The organism is Spirosoma harenae (genome assembly GCF_054776975.1).
On sequence record NZ_BAAHBD010000047.1, the window covers coordinates 97,929 to 117,574 of the forward strand.

The following is a 19,646-nucleotide window of genomic DNA, read 5'->3' on the forward strand; positions in this document are numbered from 1 at the left end:
TTCATGCTCGCTACGCCTATATTATTACTTGTATTTAATCGGCCCGGCATTGCCCAAAAGTCGTTCGAGCAAATTAGAAAAGTTAAACCTCGGCAGTTGTTTATTGCCGCCGATGGCCCGAGGCCAAATAAGCCAGGTGATATTGAAGCCTGTGCTGCCACAAGAGAAATTATTAATCAGATAGACTGGCCATGCGATTTAAAAACGCTTTTTCGTAATGAGAATCGGGGTTGTGGGCGCGGACCAGCTGAGGCCATTTCGTGGTTCTTTGCGCATGTAGAACAAGGAATAATTCTGGAAGATGATTGCCTGGCTCATACTAGCTTTTTTACATTCTGCGAAGAGCTACTCGAAACATACCGATCTGATACCAGCATTTCGATGATCAGTGGAACGAATCCAGTTGTTAACTGGAAATTTAGCCGCAATTCCTATCTGTTTTCCAATGTAGGCTTCAGTTGGGGGTGGGCATCCTGGCGAAGAGCCTGGCTACACTTCGACTATACTGCAAGCCAATGGGCGACTCCTGCTGGAAAAGAAAAAGTAAGGAAACAATTAACCAGCGACGCATTGTACAATCATTTTTCAAGAGAGTTTGACTATTATTTCAAAGACGTGCGTAATGATGTATGGGATTTTCAGTGGTTATTTTCTCGATTGTTCGAGGGAACATATAGCATCATCCCAACCGTCAATCTGATAACGAACATTGGATATGATGAAAATGCAACGCACACGTTCGATCCGGGTATGGGTATCGGCATATTACCCACTATATCGTTAAAATTTCCGCTGAAACATCCTGATTCACAAAAGATAGATAATTACTTCGACTGGTATGTGTTTGAGCGGTTTGTCAATCCCGAAAAGCGAAGCTTAGCCAAAAAAACTGTGTTGAAATTGATTAAAACGATAATATCAAGAAACGTAGCCTAGTATAGCGCAAAAACATGAATATATTAATTATAGGAGTTAAAGGATTTATAGGCTCTTATATATATAATTATTTCCTGGATAAAGGGGTAAATATTTGCTGGGGATGTGATGTAATACCTGATTATACTAATAATAACTATTTTAGAATTGATTCATCAAATGCTGATTTCCATGATGTATTTGAGTTTCTACAATTTGATGTTTGTATCAACTGTAGCGGTGCGTCGAATGTACCAGACTCTTTGACTCATCCACAACGCGATTTTACTCTAAATACGTACAATGTATTTCGACTGCTTGATACTATAAGAAAGTATAACTCAGAATGCAAATTTATCAATTTATCGAGCGCTGCGGTTTATGGGAATCCAGCAATATTACCAATTAAAGAAACCTTGCCACCTTGTCCGATATCACCTTATGGATTACATAAGTTGATGTCTGAAAGCATTTGTAAAGAATTCTCTCAGTTTTATGATCTCAAAACTTGCTCGCTACGCATTTTTTCTGCTTATGGAGAAGGATTGAGAAAGCAACTATTGTGGGACTTATATAGTAAAATGCAAAGTAGTTCGGTTGTTCAACTATTTGGAGATGGCACCGAAACTAGGGACTTTATCTATATCCATGATATTGCGTGTGCTATAGAATTAATTATACAAAATGCTGATTTTAAGGGGGAAAGTATTAATGTAGCAAATGGGGTTGAAATCAAAATCAGGGATTTAGTAGAATGCTTTTGTAAACAAGCTAACTGGACTGGGGAAATAAACTTTATTGGCTCTAAAAGAAAGGGTGATCCTAATAACTGGCGGGCTGACATATCAATCTTACAATCTTATAAGTACTCTCCTTCAACATCAATCGATTCAGGTATAAAGAAGTACATACAATGGGCCAGAGAAAACGCTTAGGGCTACTGTTTAGCTATAATGAGAAATGGATCGGTGGAACCTATTATATTTTGAATTTAATTCACGCCTTAAATTTGTTGACTGATAATACTAAGCCGTTTATCACAATTATTTCTTCTAAAAAAACAGATTTCAATTATATTAAAAATGAAACAAAATATCCATACTTGACTTTTCTAAAAAACAGATCAGAACAGTCACTGTGGGAAAAATCTGTAAACGCCTTTTCTTTACGATTAGTTAAGAAAAAAATAGCCAACTCAAAACTGCCTAATAATTTCGATCTGCTTTTCCCTAATCCAGTTGGGGAATATTTTAGCTTGATTGATGACTCTAAAAAGGCTTACTGGATTGCTGATTTTCAAGAACTGCACTTGCCTTCTTTTTTTAGCACTGACGAATTGATCGCAATTAAACAACGGCAAATCCTGCAAGCTTATAAAGCAGAGAAAATGGTGCTGAGTAGTTTAGATGCAAAGAACGACTTCAAATTTTTATACCCAGACTCCAAAGCAAAAGTTTTCGTTATTCCCTTCAGTGTTACACATCCACCTATCTTATCACTAAGTTTCGATAAAATTGCTCGAAAATACTCAATTGATAGACCATACTACTTTGCGCCTAATCAGTTTTGGGCACATAAAAATCAAATAGTGATTATTAAAGCAGTTAAAGAACTTACTGAACGTAAAAAAAATGTATTAGTGTTATTCTCGGGTAGAGAAGATGATCATCGAAACCCATCCTACACATCTTCGCTAAAAAGGATGGTGATTGAGGAGTCGTTGGAAAATAATATAAAATTCCTTGGATTTATAGATAGAGCAGAACAATTATGCATTATGAAAAATGCGATATCTGTAATTCAACCTTCCTTATTTGAAGGCTGGAGTACAGTAGTTGAAGATGCCAAAGCTTTAAATAAAAAAATTATACTATCTGATATAAAAGTCCATAAAGAGCAATTGCCAGAAAATGATTATTATATATTTTTCAACCCAGGTTGTGAGGAGCAACTAGCTGACGCAATTCTACAGATGGAAGCTAATAACTATCCCGATCCAACTTTGGATTATGAAAATAATAAACGAAATCACGCTATAGCTTTCCTGTCTTTATTCGAAAACAATAGTTAGTCATTCTATTTAAGAAGAAAATTAGGCTGTAGAGATTAAATAATGAACCTGAAAAATCAATCGGTTGAATTGTATAGAACTATTCGTAGGTATTGCCATGATTATGAATTATCGAAAAACCATCAAATCAAATTGTTTAACTATCAAATTCATGCTGTAAATAATTATAATACTGGTTATCAAAATGACGTAACTTCTCATTGGTTATACCGCTTCATATCTAAAAGGCTTTGTCTGCCTATTTCAAAAACGATAGGCCTATTTAGCGTTAACGGAAATAAGTTGGCAATAAAACTTAATAGCAGTTCTTATAAAATATTCTATACAGTTGAGAATGTACATATAGAAAATTCTCCCTGGTATCCATATAGAGATTTACTAATCGAGAACAACGACATTAGTCTTTCCTTAGGTTTTGACTATATAGATCATCCAAACTATTTGAGATTTCCATATTGGATCATGGCCCTATTTAACCCGGAGGATAGTTATGGGGATATTGTTGAAAAATGCCATATCATTAATACCATAAATGATAACGACCTTACGCGCAGCAAATTTTGTGCTTTTATTTGCCGTAACGACTATTATGGCCATAGGAAATACTTCGCTGATGAAATTTTGAAAATTGACAAAGTGAATTTCCCGAGTAGCTTTATGAGTAATGATACTGATTTGAGAGACTTGTTTGGCGAAAATAAAAGAGAGTATTTAAAGACTTTCAAATTCAACTTGTGCCCAGAAAACTCCAATACTGCCGGATATGTTACAGAGAAAATATTTGATTCTCTATTTTCAGGATGTATTCCTATCTATTGGGGTAGCGAAAATAACCCCGAGCCGGATATTCTTAATAAGAGTTGTATATTTTTTTTGAAATTAAATTCTGATAATGAGCCAGTTATTAATGAAATAACTAAAATCAATACTAATAAAAATATATACAACTCTTTCGTGAAGCAGAAAAAACTGCTACCAGATTCCCCTGAGATTATATATAACTACTTTATAAAGCTGGAGGAAAAACTGAAAGATATTATTGCCTGATATGCTTAATAGAATAATTTATTCACTAATAGTACTTAACTGTAAAAATGCTATTTAACTCTTTAAGCTACGCAATATTTTTGCCGATAGTATTTGCTATCTACTGGCTTGTCTTAAATAAGAACTTAAGACTTCAAAACGCATTCCTGTTAGTGGTAAGTTATTTTTTTTACTCCTGTTGGGATTGGCGATTTCTCTTTTTGCTCATATTCTCCACTTTACTAGATTATTATTCAGGGTTGAAGATGGCTCAAGAGAGCCGCCAACATGTCAGGAAGATTTGGTTTTTGCTGAGCGTATCGATTAATCTGGGTTTTTTAGGTTTTTTTAAGTATTGTAATTTTTTTATAGAATCATTTAAAGACGCCATTTCTTTATTTGGAGTAGAGATTAATACATGGACGTTAAATGTAATCTTGCCTGTAGGTATATCATTTTACACGTTTCACGGTTTATCCTATGTCTTCGATATATATAGAAAGCGAATCGAAGTAGAAAAGAATTTTATAGATTATGCACTTTTTGTTAGCTTTTTTCCATTATTAGTTGCAGGGCCTATCGAACGAACTGATCATTTACTACCTCAGATAAAAAAAACACGATCACTAAACTATTTGCAAGCCATAGACGGATTAAAGCAAATCTTATGGGGGTTATTTAAAAAAGTAGTTATCGCGGATCAATGTGCTGAATATGTGAATTTAATATTTAGTAGTTATAAAGAATACGAAGGGAGTACTTTAGTTTTAGGTCCATTATTCTTCGCATTTCAAGTCTACGGTGATTTTTCTGGATATTCAGATATCGCTTTAGGAACAGCCAGGCTTTTAGGAATAGAATTGTTAAAGAATTTTGCCTTCCCATATTTCTCAAGAGATATTGCTGAATTTTGGAGACGCTGGCACATATCACTTTCAACCTGGTTTAGAGATTATGTTTATATACCACTTGGTGGTAGTAAGCAAGGGACACTTATTACAGTTAGAAACGTATTTATCATTTTTGCACTTAGCGGATTTTGGCACGGCGCTGACTGGCATTTCATAGTTTGGGGGTTAATAAATGCGGTTTATGTTATTCCTTCAATTCTAATGAAAACGAGTAAAACTAATTTAGATATTGTAGCACAAGGGCGCTATTTGCCAACTATCAAAGAATTGTTTTCTATGATAATTACCTTTTGTCTGACAATATTCGCTTATATTATTTTTAGATCTGAAAGTATTCCTGATGCTATAAGTTTTATTGAGAGAATGTTCTCGCCAGCTTTGTTTACTATCCCCAAAGTCAAACCTGTCGAAACTTGCCTATTGATTGTACTATTTATGGGTGTTGAATGGATAGGACGTGAACAGCCGTATGCAATTGCTAAATTGGGATACAAGTTGCCTAGGGTAGCTAGATGGGGAGTTTATTACGTTATACTATTAGCCTTATTATATTTTGCAGGTCCTGAACAACAATTCATTTATTTTCAATTCTAGAGTAAAGATATATGAGAAGATTTGTAAATAATATTTTAGCATTTGTCTTATTCAGCTGCCTGTTGAGCTTTTTTCTATTAGGGATTTATATTTATAGAAATCAAATAAAATCTACTGATATAGCTGCTCCAAATTTATCAAATAGTTATTCCTATAATGAGAAAATGCAGTTTCTACGTAATCATAAATTTAATGCAGATGTAGTATCAATAGGTTCATCAATGAGTTTAGATAATTTAAATTCAACTGTTATTACGCAAAGACTCAGTACGAAATCCTACTTAAATGCTGCGTCTTGGGGTATGTCTATAAGAGATACCTATTATTTGTTGAAGATATTACATGACATTTATCCATTTAAAACTTTATTAGTTGGCAGCAACATACCTGACTTTCAGACCACCGAAAAGAAAGTGAATTATAGCGTTTTGAAAGATTACTTAACTGTAAGTAATGGTGAGTTGTATAATGTATATATCAAAACGTTTAATTTACGATACTATCTTGATAATACTATAATAGCAAAAATAGCTAGGAACTATGTGAATTTTTATGAATACTTGGGCTTTGATAAATATGGAGCTATAAATTTTAATAGACATAATCTAATTATGTCTCCTGGAAGATATAATGAAATATACATAAAGAATAAGACAATTGCTTATCAGTATAATTATTTGGACAGTATAGCTTCTTATTGCTCTAAAAATAATATCAAACTCTATTTTTTTCAGTCGCCAGTTCGTAAAGGATCTCTAGCGAAATTAAACGAGGTAATGATTAACGATTTAAAAGGTCATACCAAAAAAGTTGAATCTATTGTGAAAAAACATAACCATCAATTTGCAAATGGGAATAACCGGATGTGGGAGGATAGTTTGTTTGTAGATGGAATACATATGGATGCCAAAGGCTCTGAATTATTTACCAAATATTGTTTTGATCAAATAAACATTTTGGCTCCTAATTAATTCAACAGCAGATTATTTTTTGCCGATTATATATTTCACATAACAATAATTGTTGATAACTTGAAACTCTCTATCATTACTATCAATCTCAATAATTCCTCTGGTTTGAGGAAAACGATAGAAAGTGTAATCAAACAAACCTCAGTCGATTTTGAATATATCGTAATTGACGGTGGTTCTACGGATGGTAGTTTAGAGGTTATACGAGCGTACGAATCTAAAATCGCTTATTGGGTAAGTGAACCTGATCGTGGTATTTATCATGCCATGAACAAGGGAATAAAAGAATCTAAAGGCGAATATTGTCAGTTCCTTAATTCGGGCGATTATTTACTAACTCCAAGCGTCACGGAGCAGATGTTACAAGGCTTCGATGAATGTAGTATTCTATACGGTAATCAAGTACGTGAAATTAATGGAAAACGGGTAATTGAACGTAGTTACGCCGGTCGTCAGATTACGCTCATGGATTTGTACCGGTCGACCATTTACCATTCTTCAACTTATATAAAACGCTCGCTCTTTGAACGCTATGGGCTATACGATGAATCACTAAAAATTGTGTCTGATTGGAAATTTTATTTGATAGCTGTGGGGCTCCATAACGAGAAAGCAATTTATCGTGACATCGATGTAGCATGGTTTGATTCAAATGGTATTAGCAGCAACATTGAATTAGACAAAAAAGAGCGTAATGAGGTTCTTTTCAACACCTTGCCTCATAGCATTCTGCCAGACTATCAGGAGTTCAGCTTAGATGGTTCAATAATAAGGCGATTAAAGCGCAATAAATTGGCCTGGTTTATGATACTAAATACCTATAGACTATTATTCCAGCTAGATAAACTGCGTGCTTAAGTAGTTAGTGCTCACTACAGTGAAAGTATATATAGATCCCCTATCGAACATTGACTATACAGCCTTTTACATCAAGGGTCTATACGACGTATTTGGGGAGTCTAACGTCGGTTTTTCAAGTCAATATTTTCAAGGATTAAAGCAAACCAAGGCTATAAAATTTACCATCTGCAACTCTAACATTATCCACAGATATGTTATAGACTGGAGCGACGATTCTATTATTGAGGATATGGATTATGATTGGTGTGATGTATATGGGAAAATAAACTTTAATGCCGAAAAAACACCAGCAAAATATCATCAAAAAATCACTCAATTAGCACCTAGCTTTGGTATTAAACTCTGGAGTAAATTACATTCGGGGTTGTATGGATTGCAAAACCTCTTTCGTGCGCAGAAAAAATATACGGATATTAAGAGCTTTCTATCTAGTTATTACAAACAAAGTAAACAAGTATCATTAGACTACTATAGCCCAGGTACGACTATACCAGATTATATATATTCAGTTAATACACTTTGGGCTAGTGATCAATGGATCAACAATGATGAGACCGTAAATTTATACCGGGCCAATTTTATGAATGCCTGTATGAATTTTCAAAATCTACATTTTGAAGGAGGATTCGTATACAGCAAAATAAAAAATCTAAACCCATGCTTTCAGCATCTTATAATTAAGGATAGCTGGGTTCCTAAAGAAGTCTATATTAACAAGATAAAAGCTTCTACACTAGTTTTTAACACACCGGCGTGGGCATTATGCCACGGATGGAAACTAGGTGAGTATTTAGCACTTGGAAAAGCCATCATTTCAACTCCTCTAATTAATCAATTGCCAGAACCATTAGAACATGGTAAACATATTCATATAGTGTCGGGGAGTGAAGCTGATATATCTGCAGCTATAGAATTAATAGTAGAAAATGTAGCGTATCGGCAATCGTTGGAAAGTAATGCGCGAGATTATTATCTCAACTATGTATCACCCACTCGATCTATAAAAATTCTTCTTCAGAAATATCAGAATGAAGTTTTCCAAGAAATGAATTGAATACTATTTTAGAAAACTTGATAAATAGTTTAGCGTATTATTATAATGTTTTCAATTGTTATTCCCTTATATAATAAAGTTCACTATATTAATAAAGCAATTGCGTCTGTATTTGCACAAACATTTCAGGATTTTGAATTACTAATTATTAACGATGGATCTACAGATGATAGCTTAAAAGTAGCCAGTAAATATGTTGATAGTCGTCTAAGCATCATTAACCAACCCAATTCTGGTGTTTCAACGGCTCGCAATAACGGTGCAAAGCTAGCAAAATATGATTTCGTAGCATTCCTTGATGCAGATGACTGGTGGCATAAAGACTTTCTCCAGGAAATGCATAATCTGATCATTCAATGTCCTGAAGCAGGTCTTTATAGCTCAAGCTATTATGTAGTAAAGAATAAACAGGAAAGAGGAGCGTGCATCGGGGTTGATGAGAATTTTGAAACAGGATATATTGATTATTTTGACGTATACGCCCGAACATTCTGGGTGCCGATAAATTGCTCTTTCGTAGTTGTAAAAAAAACTGTATTTGATAAAGAGCATGGCTTTAAACCTACCATAAAATTTGGTGAAGATTTTGATTTGTGGGTCCGGATTGCGCTTAAAAATAAAATCGCTTATGTTAACAAAAGATTAGCATATTCTAATCAAGATGTCGATCTACATAATCGTGCCTTAAATAGCAATAGATTATGGCGTAAAGAGGAACATATTATATTTAATATCGGCTATTTAGAAAAACAAGAGAATATTACCCTTAAATCCCTACTTGATGGACTTAGAGTTCGCTCCTTAATGGCGTATCACTTGCAAGGGAAATATACTGATGATGTTAATCGTATTTTAAAATTAATTAATTGGGATACGCAACCGTTTCTATACAGATTTATATATACGTGGCCAACAATATTGGTTAAAATATATTTTGCCTTAAAATTGCTAGGCTCTACAGCCAAAACCTTTTTATTAATTAACCTGATCAAGTACAACAACTCAGCAAATGTCAACTAGATTAACTTACCTTCCTGGCATAACCGGTTTAAGAGCAATTGCTGCTGTGTTTATCGTATTAATTCATGTTCTCATCGAAGAAATAGATAGTTATGGCTTGGTATTTTTTGAGCCATTTCCTCCGATAGGGCAATTTTACGTCACGCACTTCTTTGTTATTAGCGGCTTCCTGATTAGTTATTTATTATTGCTCGAGAAAGAAAAAACAGGTATTAACATAGGTGCTTTTTACGTAAGGCGAATATTAAGGATATGGCCACTATATTATCTATTCATTGCTGTATGCATTTGCCTTACTTTTTTTAATCGTGAATTTGAACAAGTATTGTCACCTCATATCTATTGGTATCTTTTTTTTGCTTCTAATATTCCTTTTATATTCAGTCAGGTTATTGAAATACTCGGTCACTTATGGAGTATAGGAACAGAAGAGCAGTTTTATGCTTTTTGGCCATGGGTAATGAAGCGAAAGAACCCTAAACTCATACCTAGTATTATATTTATTTATTTTACCTTATTATCACTGAAAATAGCGATTTATTTTTGGTTTGGCCGTCAATCACAACTATACTTACTTGCCGGGTTCCTACGTTTCTATCCGATGGTTATTGGCGCCTTAGGAGCCGTTTTGTATTATAAGCGAAATCAACTTTTTATAATACTCGCTTCGAGTAAGATTTCACAACTATTTTCCTGGATTACTTTTTTTACTATTGGCTTCGGCTTTTTATACGTGCCTCCTATTATCGCCCATGAGGTCATAGCGGTAGTTACAGTAGTTATTATTATAGGGCAAACTACTGTAAAAAATAGATTGGTTAATTTAGAAAATAATATATGTCGTTTTCTAGGGCAAATTTCTTATGGTATCTATATTATACATCCACTTTGTATTGCGTTATTTTTGCCTCTATTAAAACCATTACAGATAAATACGTTTGCTAAATCAATACTAGGCTTTGTAATTGTTTTACTATCTACTATAATTCTGGCTCATCTTTCTTATAATTATTTTGAGAAGTACTTCTTGCGATTAAAAGACAAATTTACAATTATAAAAGCTAGAAAGAGTGATCTTCCGGTAGTTGAACTCGTTCATTAGGTACTTGCTTATCTGAAATGTAAAATGAATAATAAAACTATTTATCTTCCAGGTTTGAATGGTCTAAGAGGAATTGCTGCTTTGACTGTATTAATTGCACATATTATTGATAGTGAAATCAACCTTTTGGGGATACCGTCTTTTTTTATATTCCGTATGCCCCAATTTTTTGTTACAACTTTTTTTGTTATCAGTGGCTTTATTATTACTTATCTGCTATTGAATGAGAAAGCAATAAGTAGTATCGATGTTAAAAACTTTTATATAAGGCGTATTTTAAGGATTTGCCCTTTGTATTATCTATATATAATTATTTGTTTGTTTTTGCCTTTTTATGATTCTTCCTTCAGTAGAATTCTATCACCTACTATTTGTTGGTATCTTCTATTTACTGCTTATGTCCCTTTCTCTCTTGGATTTGCTGTAATGCCACTAGGTCATTTCTGGACTATAGGTGTAGAAGAACAATTCTATGCTTTCTGGCCTTTAGTCATGAAAATTAAAAATAGTAGTTTAGTGAGCACCACTGTTATCATTATCCTAGTTGTTTTTTCTCTAAAAACTGGTAGCTATTTCTTTTTTGGAAAAAAATCGCAGATTTATTTAATCCTTAGTGTTTTACGCTTTCATAACACAGTGCTGGGCGCTTTAGGTGCTATTTTATATTATCAAAGAAACCATATTTTTATCAAAATTTCCTCAAGTAAATTAGCGCAAGGTACTTCATGGGCTGTTTTCTTTTTAATAGGATTTGGTCTTATACGTTTACCATCGATAATAGCGCATGAATTTGCTTCTATAATTTCGCTAATTATTATTATGGGGCAGATAACTGTGAAAAATCGCCTTGTTAATCTGGAAAACAATATATGCTCTTTTTTAGGCCAGATTTCTTACGGCATTTACGTTCTTCATCCATTGTGTATTACATTATTGATACCCATGTTAAATCCATTATCAATGGGTGTATTCGCTAAGTCGATGTTTGGAGCTGCCATTGTTTTTATGATTACCATTTCTCTGGCTTATCTTTCTTATCAGTATTATGAAAAATTCTTCATAAAGCTAAAAGACAGATTTACAACTATTAAAACTCCGATTAGTAACGTAACAGCGGTTGAAAAGGAATACGCACTACAATGAGGCTGAAGATACTTTTAACATTTGGCACACGGCCTGAAGCAATCAAGCTTGCTCCTCTTGTTAGAGAGTTTCAGCAGCATGATCATCTGTTTGAGGTAGCAGTATGTGTGACTGGTCAACATCGCGAAATGCTGGATCAGGTCTTACGTCTCTTTGAGATAATTCCTGACTATGATTTAAACGTTATGAAAAATGGCCAGGATTTACATGATGTTACCGCTCGTATTCTGCTGGATATGAGACAGGTAATCGTAAATTTTAAGCCAGATATTGTATTTGTTCATGGCGATACGGTTACGTCTATGGCTGTGTCGTTAGCGGCTTTTTACCAGAATGTTCCTGTCTCTCATGTGGAGGCTGGTCTTCGAACAAACAATAGGTATAGTCCCTGGCCAGAAGAAATGAATCGTCAGTTAACCAGCCGTTTGGCGACGTTTCATCTGGCTCCTACGCATCAGGCTCGTCGAAATCTATTAAACGAAAATATCCCCGACTCATCGATTGTCGTAACTGGTAATACGGTGATTGATGCATTGAAAAGTACAGTTAGCAAAATTTCCAGCATTTCGGGCATGGAACTTGCTATTGTAGAAGATATTCGGAGTAGGGGATATGATGTGCACAGACTCAATGATAAGAAGCGTCTTGTGTTGATAACTGGTCATCGGCGAGAAAATTTTGGAGAGGGCTTCTCAAATATTTGCCTGGCTATCAAACACCTCGCACTCAATTACCCGGATGTTGATTTTGTTTACCCTGTTCATTTAAATCCAAATGTGCAGGAACCTGTAAACCGATTGCTGTTCACGGAGCGGATGCGCAATTTGTTCCTGATTACTCCACTAGACTATTTATCATTCGTCTATCTGATGAAATCGTCTTACTTGATTTTAACGGATAGTGGGGGCATTCAGGAGGAAGCGCCTAGTTTAGGCAAGCCGGTCCTGGTCATGCGCGATACAACTGAGCGCCCGGAGGCTGTTGAAGCCGGTACGGTTAAACTTGTTGGTACAAATACGAATAGTATAGTAACAAATGTGAGCCTATTGCTCGATGATTGGGAAATCTATACTGAAATGATGAGGGCGCATAATCCCTATGGCGATGGCAAGGCTTGCGTGAGAATCGTTAATTATATTATCGAAAAAAATCAGCCTTATCTAGTAACTGCCTGATGATTCCTAAAGTAATTCATTATTGTTGGTTTGGTAGGGGAGAAATGCCAGCAATGGCCCACATGTGCATTGATTCCTGGAAGAAATTCCTGCCTGACTATGAATTACGTCTCTGGAATGAGGATACCTTCGACATACGTAGTGTCCCTTATGTTAAAGAGGCCTATGAAGCCCGAAAATTCGCTTTCGTTACCGACTATGTTCGACTTTATGCCCTTTACCACTTTGGTGGAGTGTACATGGATACAGATGTAGAAATCTTAAAAAGTCTGGATAATCTTTTGCACTTGCCTGCTTTTTCTGGATTTGAAAGCGAGACAGAAATTCCGACAGGAATTATGGCTAGCGAACAATACAATGAGTGGGCGGCTGAGCAACTAAATTATTATGACAACAAGCACTTTCTATTATCCGATAACTCTTATGATATGACTACAAATGTCGAAATCATTTCCAGGATTATGTCGGCTAGTGGATTTAACTTGAAAAACAGTTATCAGGTGTATAAAAATAGTATGCACATGTTTCCGAAAGATTTTTTCTGCCCGAAATCCCGGTCAGGTTTAATTACACTTACCAATAATACATATTGTATACATCACTTTGAAGGTTCATGGCAGCCTACTGGCGCAAAACTTAAAAAATATTTTTTTAGAAAAATAATCGGTGTACGCCTTACTGACTATCTAGTACGAACAAAAAGAAATGTGCTAACTGTACTTTTTAATCCTGTTTCTTTAGATAAACGATGACCGCTACTGATAGAATTTTTCTTCCCAAATATTATACAACAAAGGCAATTGTATATTTTGGTATTATTATTACAATTTGTCTTGTTATTTTTATTAACAGACCCTTGAAAATCCAATGGGTTGCTTTTGATATATTTGAGGTAGTCTCATTCTTCATGGCTATTCAATTAGTATCTAAGTCATGGCTGAATTTCAAGACGAAACTGTACGAGACTAAGTTATTCTGGACTGCTTTTTTTATTCGATTGCTCTGGATTTTATTTAGCTACTTTTATTATGAAGCCTTAACTGGTAGACCTTTTGAATTTGAAGCAGCCGATTCTTATGGCTACCATAGTGAGGGTGTATGGCTTGCTCAACTACTGCAAGAAGAGAAATTTAGCACGTATATGGACTATGTTGGTAAGAACTATGCCGATATGGGATATCCATTTTATCTAGGTAATATCTATTATTTAGCGGGAGATCATATTATAATACCTCGCATAATTAAAGCGCTCTTAGGTGCTGCTACTTGCTTCATGACGTATAAAATCGCTTTAAATAATTTTGATGAGGCTACGGGTCGAATGGCAGGAATTATTGCGATGATAATGCCGAACTTAATTTATTATAGTGGCCTGCACGTTAAAGAAACTGAAATGGTTTTTATAGGGGTAGCCTTCATTTATTCATCTGATAAACTTATTCGTGCAAGAAAGATTCAGTTCAATGACATAGCGTTAGTATTCATTGCTGGAGGTTTATTGTTTTTCTTTCGTACTGTATTGGCAGGTTGTTTAATAGGATCGTTAGCAGTAGCGGCAATTTTTACAACTAGCAGAGTATCTAAAATGTATAAGCGTATTATAATTATTTTTTTAGTGATAGCTGGAGGTTTTATGATTGTCGGCACCCCGATAGCTGATGATATTAATGAACATATTGAAGCCAGTGATAAAAATCAGGTATCTCAGCTCAGGAGCTATTCAACACGAACAGACGGTAATAATAAATTAGCGCATTATGGCTCTAAAAGTATATTTTTTCCTTTAATGCTCATGGCTCCTTTCCCGACACTCATTGATATTGATCAACCCAATGCAATGATGTTAGGCGGTGCATTCTTTACGCGCAATGTCTACGCATTTTTTGTCATGATTGCGCTATACGCCCTTTATAAACAGAAGCGATTTAAGTATCATATTTTATTATTAGCTGCTATTTTTTCCTACATTTTTGTTTTGGCTTCTAGTGGCTTTGCATTATCCGAACGCTTTCACTTACCGCTTCTTCCATTTCTAGCCGTTTTGGCTGCCTATGGTATTTCGCAAATGAATAAGAAAAATAAGAAATACTATGTTCCTTATCTGATCTTGGTTTCAGTGATTGTCATTGGTTGGAACTTGTTCAAAGTGGCAGGCCGATCATAATCTGATTATGCGAATCCTGATTGTTTGCAGTGGGAATGCGCCCGCCTTTGATGTTAAAAAACACCAGGCATTCATATATGATCAGGTCGAGGCACTAAAGCGATTGGATGTAACACTGGAATTTGATTATTTTTTTATCAAAGGAAAAGGATTGGCAGGCTATTTGTCTTGTCTTACTAAGTTGGTTAGCCAATTAAAAAGCCAGATTTATGATTGTATTCATGCCCATGTAGCCTTCTCAGGACTGCTCGCTAACTTACAGCGTCAGGTACCTGTAGTTACTACATTTCATGGATCAGATATAAACCTGCCCTTGTCAAGGTTGCTATCCATATTTACGGATACATTAAGTTATAAGACAATCTACATCAGCCATCGGCTTACACAAAAAGCAATTGTGGCTAACAGGGCGAAGCTGGCTATTATCCCTTGTGGAGTTGATTTTGAACTATTCATTCCGCAGGAAAAACAACACAGTCGCTGCCAGCTAGGGCTTTCACCAGATAAACTTTATATTCTGTTTTCGGCTGGGTTCGATGTAGCTGTTAAAAACTATCCTTTAGCTCAAGCGGCTGTCAATATAATTGATAATGAGTCGGTTGAGTTACTTGAGTTGAAAGATTATACACGTGAAGAAGTTGCACTGTTGTTCAGTGCGGTCGATGTAGCGCTAATGACTTCCTTCTCCGAGGGTTCCCCCCAATTTATTAAAGAAGCATTAGCCTGTAATTGTCCGGTTGTTTCGACAGATGTTGGAGATGTTCGCTCGGCCATAGGCAATATTGCTGGGTGTTACATCACTTCGTACGATCCAGTAGATGTGGCTGCAAAACTTCAAAGAGTGTTGGTAAATCCGAGCCGTATAGCATCGAGAGAGCAAATTCGACAGTTTGATAATCAATTGATTGCAAAGCAAATACGAGACGTTTATTATCAACTACTATGAGCAATCAGGCAGATACGATCATCATTGATTACGGGATGGGAAATCTGCGTTCTGTGCAGAAAAAGTTCGAGCGTCAGCAGGCTCGCGTTCGTATCTCGTCGGATAAACATGAGATCAGTAAGGCCGAAAAGCTGGTTTTGCCAGGTGTGGGTCATTTTGCGAGTGGTGTAAAAAAGCTAAAAGAATCGGGCGTTTGGGATGTATTGAATTATAAAGTGCTGGTTGAGCAGACACCCATACTTGGCATTTGTTTAGGAATGCAACTTATGGCTCGTTCCAGCGAAGAGGGCGATGTAGATGGCCTGGGTTGGTTTGATGCCAGGGTGGTACGGTTTAGTGTAAGCGATAAGCTAACCTATAAGATTCCCCACATGGGCTGGAACTCAGGCATATACACTCAACAGTCAGGCTTATTTTCTGGCATCCCTGAAAAAGCACAGTTCTATTTTGTTCATTCATATCATATGGTCTGTAATGAGCCTGAGGATGTCCTGATAATGACTACATACGATTATCCATTTGTCTCTGCGATCGCTAAGAAGAACATCTACGGAACTCAGTTCCATCCAGAGAAGAGTCATAACTGGGGAGAACAGATAATTTCAAATTTTATCAATCTGTAAGTGACAGTAAAAGAGTTGATTATATGTATAGGCCACGTGTAATTCCCGCACTTCTACTAAAAAACAAGGGCCTGGTAAAGTCGATAAAATTTAGTGACTATAAGTATATCGGCGATCCGATTAATGCAGTAAAAATATTCAATGATCTCAAAGCCGACGAGTTACTGTTACTCGATATACTGGCTACTAAAGAAAAACGCTGTATTAGTCTCGATTTAGTGCGATCTATTGGCGACGAAGCAAACATGCCTTTTGCCGTTGGGGGCGGTATTCAATCAATTTCTGAAATAAAGGCACTCATCAACGCTGGCGCTGAGAAAGTAGTGATTAATTCGTACGCAGTAAAAAATCCTGATTTTATTCGAATAGCCTCCGAAGAGTTTGGTAGCTCTACAATTGTCGTAGCCATTGACGTAAAGCGAAAATTCTTAGGTAAACAACAAGTTTACACAGAAGGAGGGAGCCGTTCTACTGGCCTCAGTCCAATAGAGTGGGCCCAACAAATGGAATCAAATGGAGCAGGTGAATTGCTGGTTACATCAATCGAACATGATGGGATGATGCAGGGATACGATTTATCGCTTATTGAGAGAATTGCAGGCGCCGTCACGATTCCCGTAGTAGCATCCGGTGGAGCCGGTAGCCCCTCTGATCTTAAAATGGCCATTAACAACGCACATGCTTCGGCTGTCGCAGCAGGCTCATTGTTTGTCTATCATGGCCCTCGAAAGGCTGTGCTGGTCAATTACCCCACTAGTGACGAATTAGTAAACTTATTTGGTGAAGCATGAGAGTATGTACGAAGGGCGTATGGGATGATACAATTCCAACCATTTCCTTTGACGAAAATGGCGTCTCGAATTTCTGTAAACTGCAGGAAATGATGATGGCCGCTTACCCAAGAGGAGCGAAGGGACTAGCCGATTGGCAGGTGCTGACTACAGCTATAAAAGAGACGGGTAAACATAAGTCATACGACTGCGTGATTGGCGTAAGTGGCGGTGTTGATAGCTCGTATTTACTTCACCTGGCAGTTCAATACGGTTTACGACCATTGGCCGTCAATCTGGATAATGGCTTCAATAGCGAGATTGCTGTCCAGAATATTTATAAAGTGACATCAAAGCTTGGTATCGATCTGGAAACGTATGTCATTGACTACGAGGAAATAAAGGACCTGCTTATCGCTTACATGAAAGCGGGAATGCCCTGGATTGACACACCAACCGACCTCGCTATTAAGGCAACTATGTACAGTGTGGCTCAAGCCGAGGGTATCCGTTATATACTGCGGGGTAATGATTTCAGGTCAGAAGGTAAGCAGCCCAAAGAATGGACCTACGCCGATGCGAAGCAACTACTTTTCATTCATAAAGCATTCGGGTCTGGCATTCCGCTTAAAACTTACCCTTTACTAACGTTGCCCAAAATGATTTATTCGGGGGTGGTAAAAGGTATTAAAGATATTCGGCCATTCTACTACCTAGACTATAAAAAGCAGGATGCCAAACGACTGTTAATCGAGCGGTATGATTGGAGAGACTACGGTGGTCATCACCATGAAAACTTGTTTACCAAATTTTCAATTGCCTATTGGCTACCTAAAAAATTTGGCATTGATAAGCGAAAAATTAATTTATCTGCTCAGGTGTTAAGTAATGCCATTACGCGGGATGAAGCTTTAAATCAACTAAAACAGCCATTTGCAGCAGATAATGAGCTAGAACAAACACGAGCCTATATTCAGAAAAAACTAGACTTATCGGATGAGGTTTTTCAGGAGATCTGGTCGGCTCCAATCCGGGAAACATTCGACTATCCATCTAATTATAAATTAACGTTAAAACTAGCCCATGATTTTAAGCCATTATTGAAGCGTCTATATGCTTTCACACCAATGACACTGACCGCTAATCAAGTATTGGACGTGAAAAATTAACTATGAAATTCCTCTTTTATTTCGGCCATCCTGCACAGTACCTGTCTGCTCGTGAAACCATTAAGCGATTATCGAAAAAGAAAGGAAATCAGGTAATAATTCTTATAAAAACAAAAGATGTACTGGAGGATTTAATTAAGAAAGACGGTATTGAATACACAAATATTCTTCCTAAAGAAAGAGGGTCCACGAAGTTAGCTATCCTGTTAAGCTTATTCCATCGAATACTAATTATTCTACCGATCCTATTAAAAAAGAGACCTGATCTATTAATTGGCACAGATGCTGCATTAGCCCAATTAGGAAAAATATTAAGCATTAATCGAGTTACCATTATTGAAGACGATTATCCAATTGTCAAACACTTAGCTGATTTGACATACCCATTTACGCAAACAATTTTATGCCCGGAAGTGTGCGACGTCGGAGGATGGGAATCGAAAAAAGTAGGTTATGAAGGCTATATGAAGCTGGGATATCTCCATCCGTCGGTTTTTACGCATGATAATACGATTAAAGAAAAATATTTTATGTCAAAAAAATATGCTTTAATACGATTATCTCGTCTGGCAGCACATCACGATATTGGGATACAGGGAATAAACGAAAATTTATTAAATGAGATCATACAGCGAGTGAGAGAAAATGGATACGATGTATGGATTTCTGCTGAGGGTAAATTAACAGAAAAATATAGATGCTATTGTCTAAATATTGACCCAACTGATATGCATCACATTTTGGCTAGTGCATCATTACTGGTTTCTGATAGTCAAAGTATGAGTGTTGAAGCTTCAATGCTAGGTGTACCTTCTCTCAGGTATAGCAGTTTCGTGGGTAAAATATCCGTATTAAACGAATTAGAGAATCGATATGGCTTAACTTTTGGTATACAGTTAGGCGAGAAAGAAAAGCTACTTTTGAAAATTGACGAGTTACTTACAAACAAGGAACTGTATGCCACTTTTCAGCAGAAAAGGCGAAAAATGCTAGATGAGAAAATTGATTCTACTACTTTTTGGGTATGGTTTTTGGAAAACTACCCAGTTAGTAAAAAGTATATGATTGATAAGAAAGCAACTCAATATAGCAGTAAATACGCTCACGTTAATTACAGAAAAAATTAAAGTT

At 36.1% G+C, this 19,646-nt stretch carries 19 protein-coding genes; all 19 read left to right on the forward strand.

Annotation, left to right across the window (positions count from 1 at the left end; genetic code table 11):
- The first annotated feature begins 3 nt into the window (after positions 1–3).
- The 19 genes from ACYVE4_RS31450 to ACYVE4_RS31540 are packed head-to-tail and all read left to right on the forward strand — an operon-like array spanning position 4 to position 19,642.
- The gene (locus ACYVE4_RS31450; RefSeq protein WP_461044393.1) at positions 4–936 is read left to right on the forward strand and encodes a nucleotide-diphospho-sugar transferase; all 933 of its coding nucleotides are present in this window, start codon (positions 4–6) and stop codon (positions 934–936) included.
- Between the two features lie 14 nt (positions 937–950).
- Positions 951–1,850 carry an NAD-dependent epimerase/dehydratase family protein gene (locus tag ACYVE4_RS31455; RefSeq protein WP_461044394.1) on the forward strand — a complete coding sequence of 300 codons (900 nt, stop codon included), beginning with the start codon at positions 951–953 and terminating at the stop codon, positions 1,848–1,850.
- Positions 1,829–2,986, forward strand: coding sequence for a glycosyltransferase (locus ACYVE4_RS31460; RefSeq protein ID WP_461044395.1), 1,158 nt, complete (start codon positions 1,829–1,831; stop codon positions 2,984–2,986). The genes ACYVE4_RS31455 and ACYVE4_RS31460 overlap by 22 nt, the downstream gene beginning before the upstream one ends.
- 42 nt (positions 2,987–3,028) lie before the next feature.
- Positions 3,029–4,033, forward strand: a complete 1,005-nt coding sequence (locus tag ACYVE4_RS31465) for a glycosyltransferase family 10 domain-containing protein (protein WP_461044396.1) — start codon at positions 3,029–3,031, stop codon at positions 4,031–4,033.
- 47 nt (positions 4,034–4,080) lie between these two features.
- Entirely contained in the window at positions 4,081–5,517 is a 1,437-nt protein-coding gene (locus ACYVE4_RS31470) for an MBOAT family O-acyltransferase (RefSeq protein WP_461044397.1), read from the forward strand.
- 11 nt (positions 5,518–5,528) lie between these two features.
- Positions 5,529–6,488, forward strand: a complete 960-nt coding sequence (locus ACYVE4_RS31475) for a hypothetical protein (RefSeq protein ID WP_461044398.1) — start codon at positions 5,529–5,531, stop codon at positions 6,486–6,488.
- Between the two features lie 60 nt (positions 6,489–6,548).
- The gene (locus ACYVE4_RS31480) at positions 6,549–7,346 is read left to right on the forward strand and encodes a glycosyltransferase family 2 protein (protein WP_461044399.1); all 798 of its coding nucleotides are present in this window, start codon (positions 6,549–6,551) and stop codon (positions 7,344–7,346) included.
- A 19-nt stretch (positions 7,347–7,365) separates the two neighbouring features.
- On the forward strand, positions 7,366–8,403 hold the full coding sequence (locus ACYVE4_RS31485) for a glycosyltransferase (RefSeq protein ID WP_461044400.1): 1,038 nt from the start codon (positions 7,366–7,368) through the stop codon (positions 8,401–8,403).
- A gap of 45 nt (positions 8,404–8,448) precedes the next feature.
- Entirely contained in the window at positions 8,449–9,423 is a 975-nt protein-coding gene (locus ACYVE4_RS31490) for a glycosyltransferase family 2 protein (protein ID WP_461044401.1), read from the forward strand.
- Positions 9,413–10,525: an acyltransferase family protein gene (locus ACYVE4_RS31495; protein WP_461044402.1), complete on the forward strand. Its 1,113-nt coding sequence runs from the start codon at positions 9,413–9,415 to the stop codon at positions 10,523–10,525. The genes ACYVE4_RS31490 and ACYVE4_RS31495 overlap by 11 nt, the downstream gene beginning before the upstream one ends.
- Positions 10,526–10,549: 24 nt before the next feature.
- On the forward strand, positions 10,550–11,668 hold the full coding sequence (locus ACYVE4_RS31500; protein WP_461044403.1) for an acyltransferase family protein: 1,119 nt from the start codon (positions 10,550–10,552) through the stop codon (positions 11,666–11,668).
- Positions 11,665–12,843 carry a non-hydrolyzing UDP-N-acetylglucosamine 2-epimerase gene (gene wecB, locus ACYVE4_RS31505; RefSeq protein ID WP_461044404.1) on the forward strand — a complete coding sequence of 393 codons (1,179 nt, stop codon included), beginning with the start codon at positions 11,665–11,667 and terminating at the stop codon, positions 12,841–12,843. Before ACYVE4_RS31500 ends, wecB begins: the two co-directional genes overlap by 4 nt.
- Positions 12,843–13,595, forward strand: coding sequence for a glycosyltransferase family 32 protein (locus tag ACYVE4_RS31510; protein ID WP_461044405.1), 753 nt, complete (start codon positions 12,843–12,845; stop codon positions 13,593–13,595). The genes wecB and ACYVE4_RS31510 overlap by 1 nt, the downstream gene beginning before the upstream one ends.
- Positions 13,592–15,007 (forward strand): hypothetical protein, encoded by a 1,416-nt coding sequence (locus tag ACYVE4_RS31515; protein ID WP_461044406.1) that lies wholly within the window; start codon positions 13,592–13,594, stop codon positions 15,005–15,007. Before ACYVE4_RS31510 ends, ACYVE4_RS31515 begins: the two co-directional genes overlap by 4 nt.
- A 7-nt stretch (positions 15,008–15,014) precedes the next feature.
- The gene (locus ACYVE4_RS31520) at positions 15,015–15,953 is read left to right on the forward strand and encodes a glycosyltransferase (RefSeq protein WP_461044407.1); all 939 of its coding nucleotides are present in this window, start codon (positions 15,015–15,017) and stop codon (positions 15,951–15,953) included.
- Positions 15,950–16,576 carry an imidazole glycerol phosphate synthase subunit HisH gene (gene hisH / locus ACYVE4_RS31525; RefSeq protein WP_461044408.1) on the forward strand — a complete coding sequence of 209 codons (627 nt, stop codon included), beginning with the start codon at positions 15,950–15,952 and terminating at the stop codon, positions 16,574–16,576. The genes ACYVE4_RS31520 and hisH overlap by 4 nt, the downstream gene beginning before the upstream one ends.
- A gap of 23 nt (positions 16,577–16,599) precedes the next feature.
- Positions 16,600–17,367: an AglZ/HisF2 family acetamidino modification protein gene (locus tag ACYVE4_RS31530; RefSeq protein ID WP_461044409.1), complete on the forward strand. Its 768-nt coding sequence runs from the start codon at positions 16,600–16,602 to the stop codon at positions 17,365–17,367.
- Positions 17,364–18,515 (forward strand): N-acetyl sugar amidotransferase, encoded by a 1,152-nt coding sequence (locus ACYVE4_RS31535; RefSeq protein ID WP_461044410.1) that lies wholly within the window; start codon positions 17,364–17,366, stop codon positions 18,513–18,515. Before ACYVE4_RS31530 ends, ACYVE4_RS31535 begins: the two co-directional genes overlap by 4 nt.
- 2 nt (positions 18,516–18,517) lie before the next feature.
- Entirely contained in the window at positions 18,518–19,642 is a 1,125-nt protein-coding gene (locus tag ACYVE4_RS31540; protein ID WP_461044411.1) for a hypothetical protein, read from the forward strand.
- The last annotated feature ends 4 nt before the right edge of the window (positions 19,643–19,646 follow it).

What these genes read in the sequence shown, in the direction of transcription:
- ACYVE4_RS31450 (WP_461044393.1), top strand. Translation starts at nt 4, where the DNA reads ATGCTCGCTACGCCTATATTATTACTTGTATTTAATCGGCCCGGCATT.
- ACYVE4_RS31455 (WP_461044394.1), top strand. Translation starts at nt 951, where the DNA reads ATGAATATATTAATTATAGGAGTTAAAGGATTTATAGGCTCTTATATA.
- ACYVE4_RS31460 (WP_461044395.1), top strand. Translation starts at nt 1,829, where the DNA reads ATGGGCCAGAGAAAACGCTTAGGGCTACTGTTTAGCTATAATGAGAAA.
- ACYVE4_RS31465 (WP_461044396.1), top strand. Translation starts at nt 3,029, where the DNA reads ATGAACCTGAAAAATCAATCGGTTGAATTGTATAGAACTATTCGTAGG.
- ACYVE4_RS31470 (WP_461044397.1), top strand. Translation starts at nt 4,081, where the DNA reads ATGCTATTTAACTCTTTAAGCTACGCAATATTTTTGCCGATAGTATTT.
- ACYVE4_RS31475 (WP_461044398.1), top strand. Translation starts at nt 5,529, where the DNA reads ATGAGAAGATTTGTAAATAATATTTTAGCATTTGTCTTATTCAGCTGC.
- ACYVE4_RS31490 (WP_461044401.1), top strand. Translation starts at nt 8,449, where the DNA reads ATGTTTTCAATTGTTATTCCCTTATATAATAAAGTTCACTATATTAAT.
- ACYVE4_RS31495 (WP_461044402.1), top strand. Translation starts at nt 9,413, where the DNA reads ATGTCAACTAGATTAACTTACCTTCCTGGCATAACCGGTTTAAGAGCA.
- ACYVE4_RS31500 (WP_461044403.1), top strand. Translation starts at nt 10,550, where the DNA reads ATGAATAATAAAACTATTTATCTTCCAGGTTTGAATGGTCTAAGAGGA.
- wecB (WP_461044404.1), top strand. Translation starts at nt 11,665, where the DNA reads ATGAGGCTGAAGATACTTTTAACATTTGGCACACGGCCTGAAGCAATC.
- ACYVE4_RS31510 (WP_461044405.1), top strand. Translation starts at nt 12,843, where the DNA reads ATGATTCCTAAAGTAATTCATTATTGTTGGTTTGGTAGGGGAGAAATG.
- ACYVE4_RS31515 (WP_461044406.1), top strand. Translation starts at nt 13,592, where the DNA reads ATGACCGCTACTGATAGAATTTTTCTTCCCAAATATTATACAACAAAG.
- ACYVE4_RS31520 (WP_461044407.1), top strand. Translation starts at nt 15,015, where the DNA reads ATGCGAATCCTGATTGTTTGCAGTGGGAATGCGCCCGCCTTTGATGTT.
- hisH (WP_461044408.1), top strand. Translation starts at nt 15,950, where the DNA reads ATGAGCAATCAGGCAGATACGATCATCATTGATTACGGGATGGGAAAT.
- ACYVE4_RS31530 (WP_461044409.1), top strand. Translation starts at nt 16,600, where the DNA reads ATGTATAGGCCACGTGTAATTCCCGCACTTCTACTAAAAAACAAGGGC.
- ACYVE4_RS31535 (WP_461044410.1), top strand. Translation starts at nt 17,364, where the DNA reads ATGAGAGTATGTACGAAGGGCGTATGGGATGATACAATTCCAACCATT.
- ACYVE4_RS31540 (WP_461044411.1), top strand. Translation starts at nt 18,518, where the DNA reads ATGAAATTCCTCTTTTATTTCGGCCATCCTGCACAGTACCTGTCTGCT.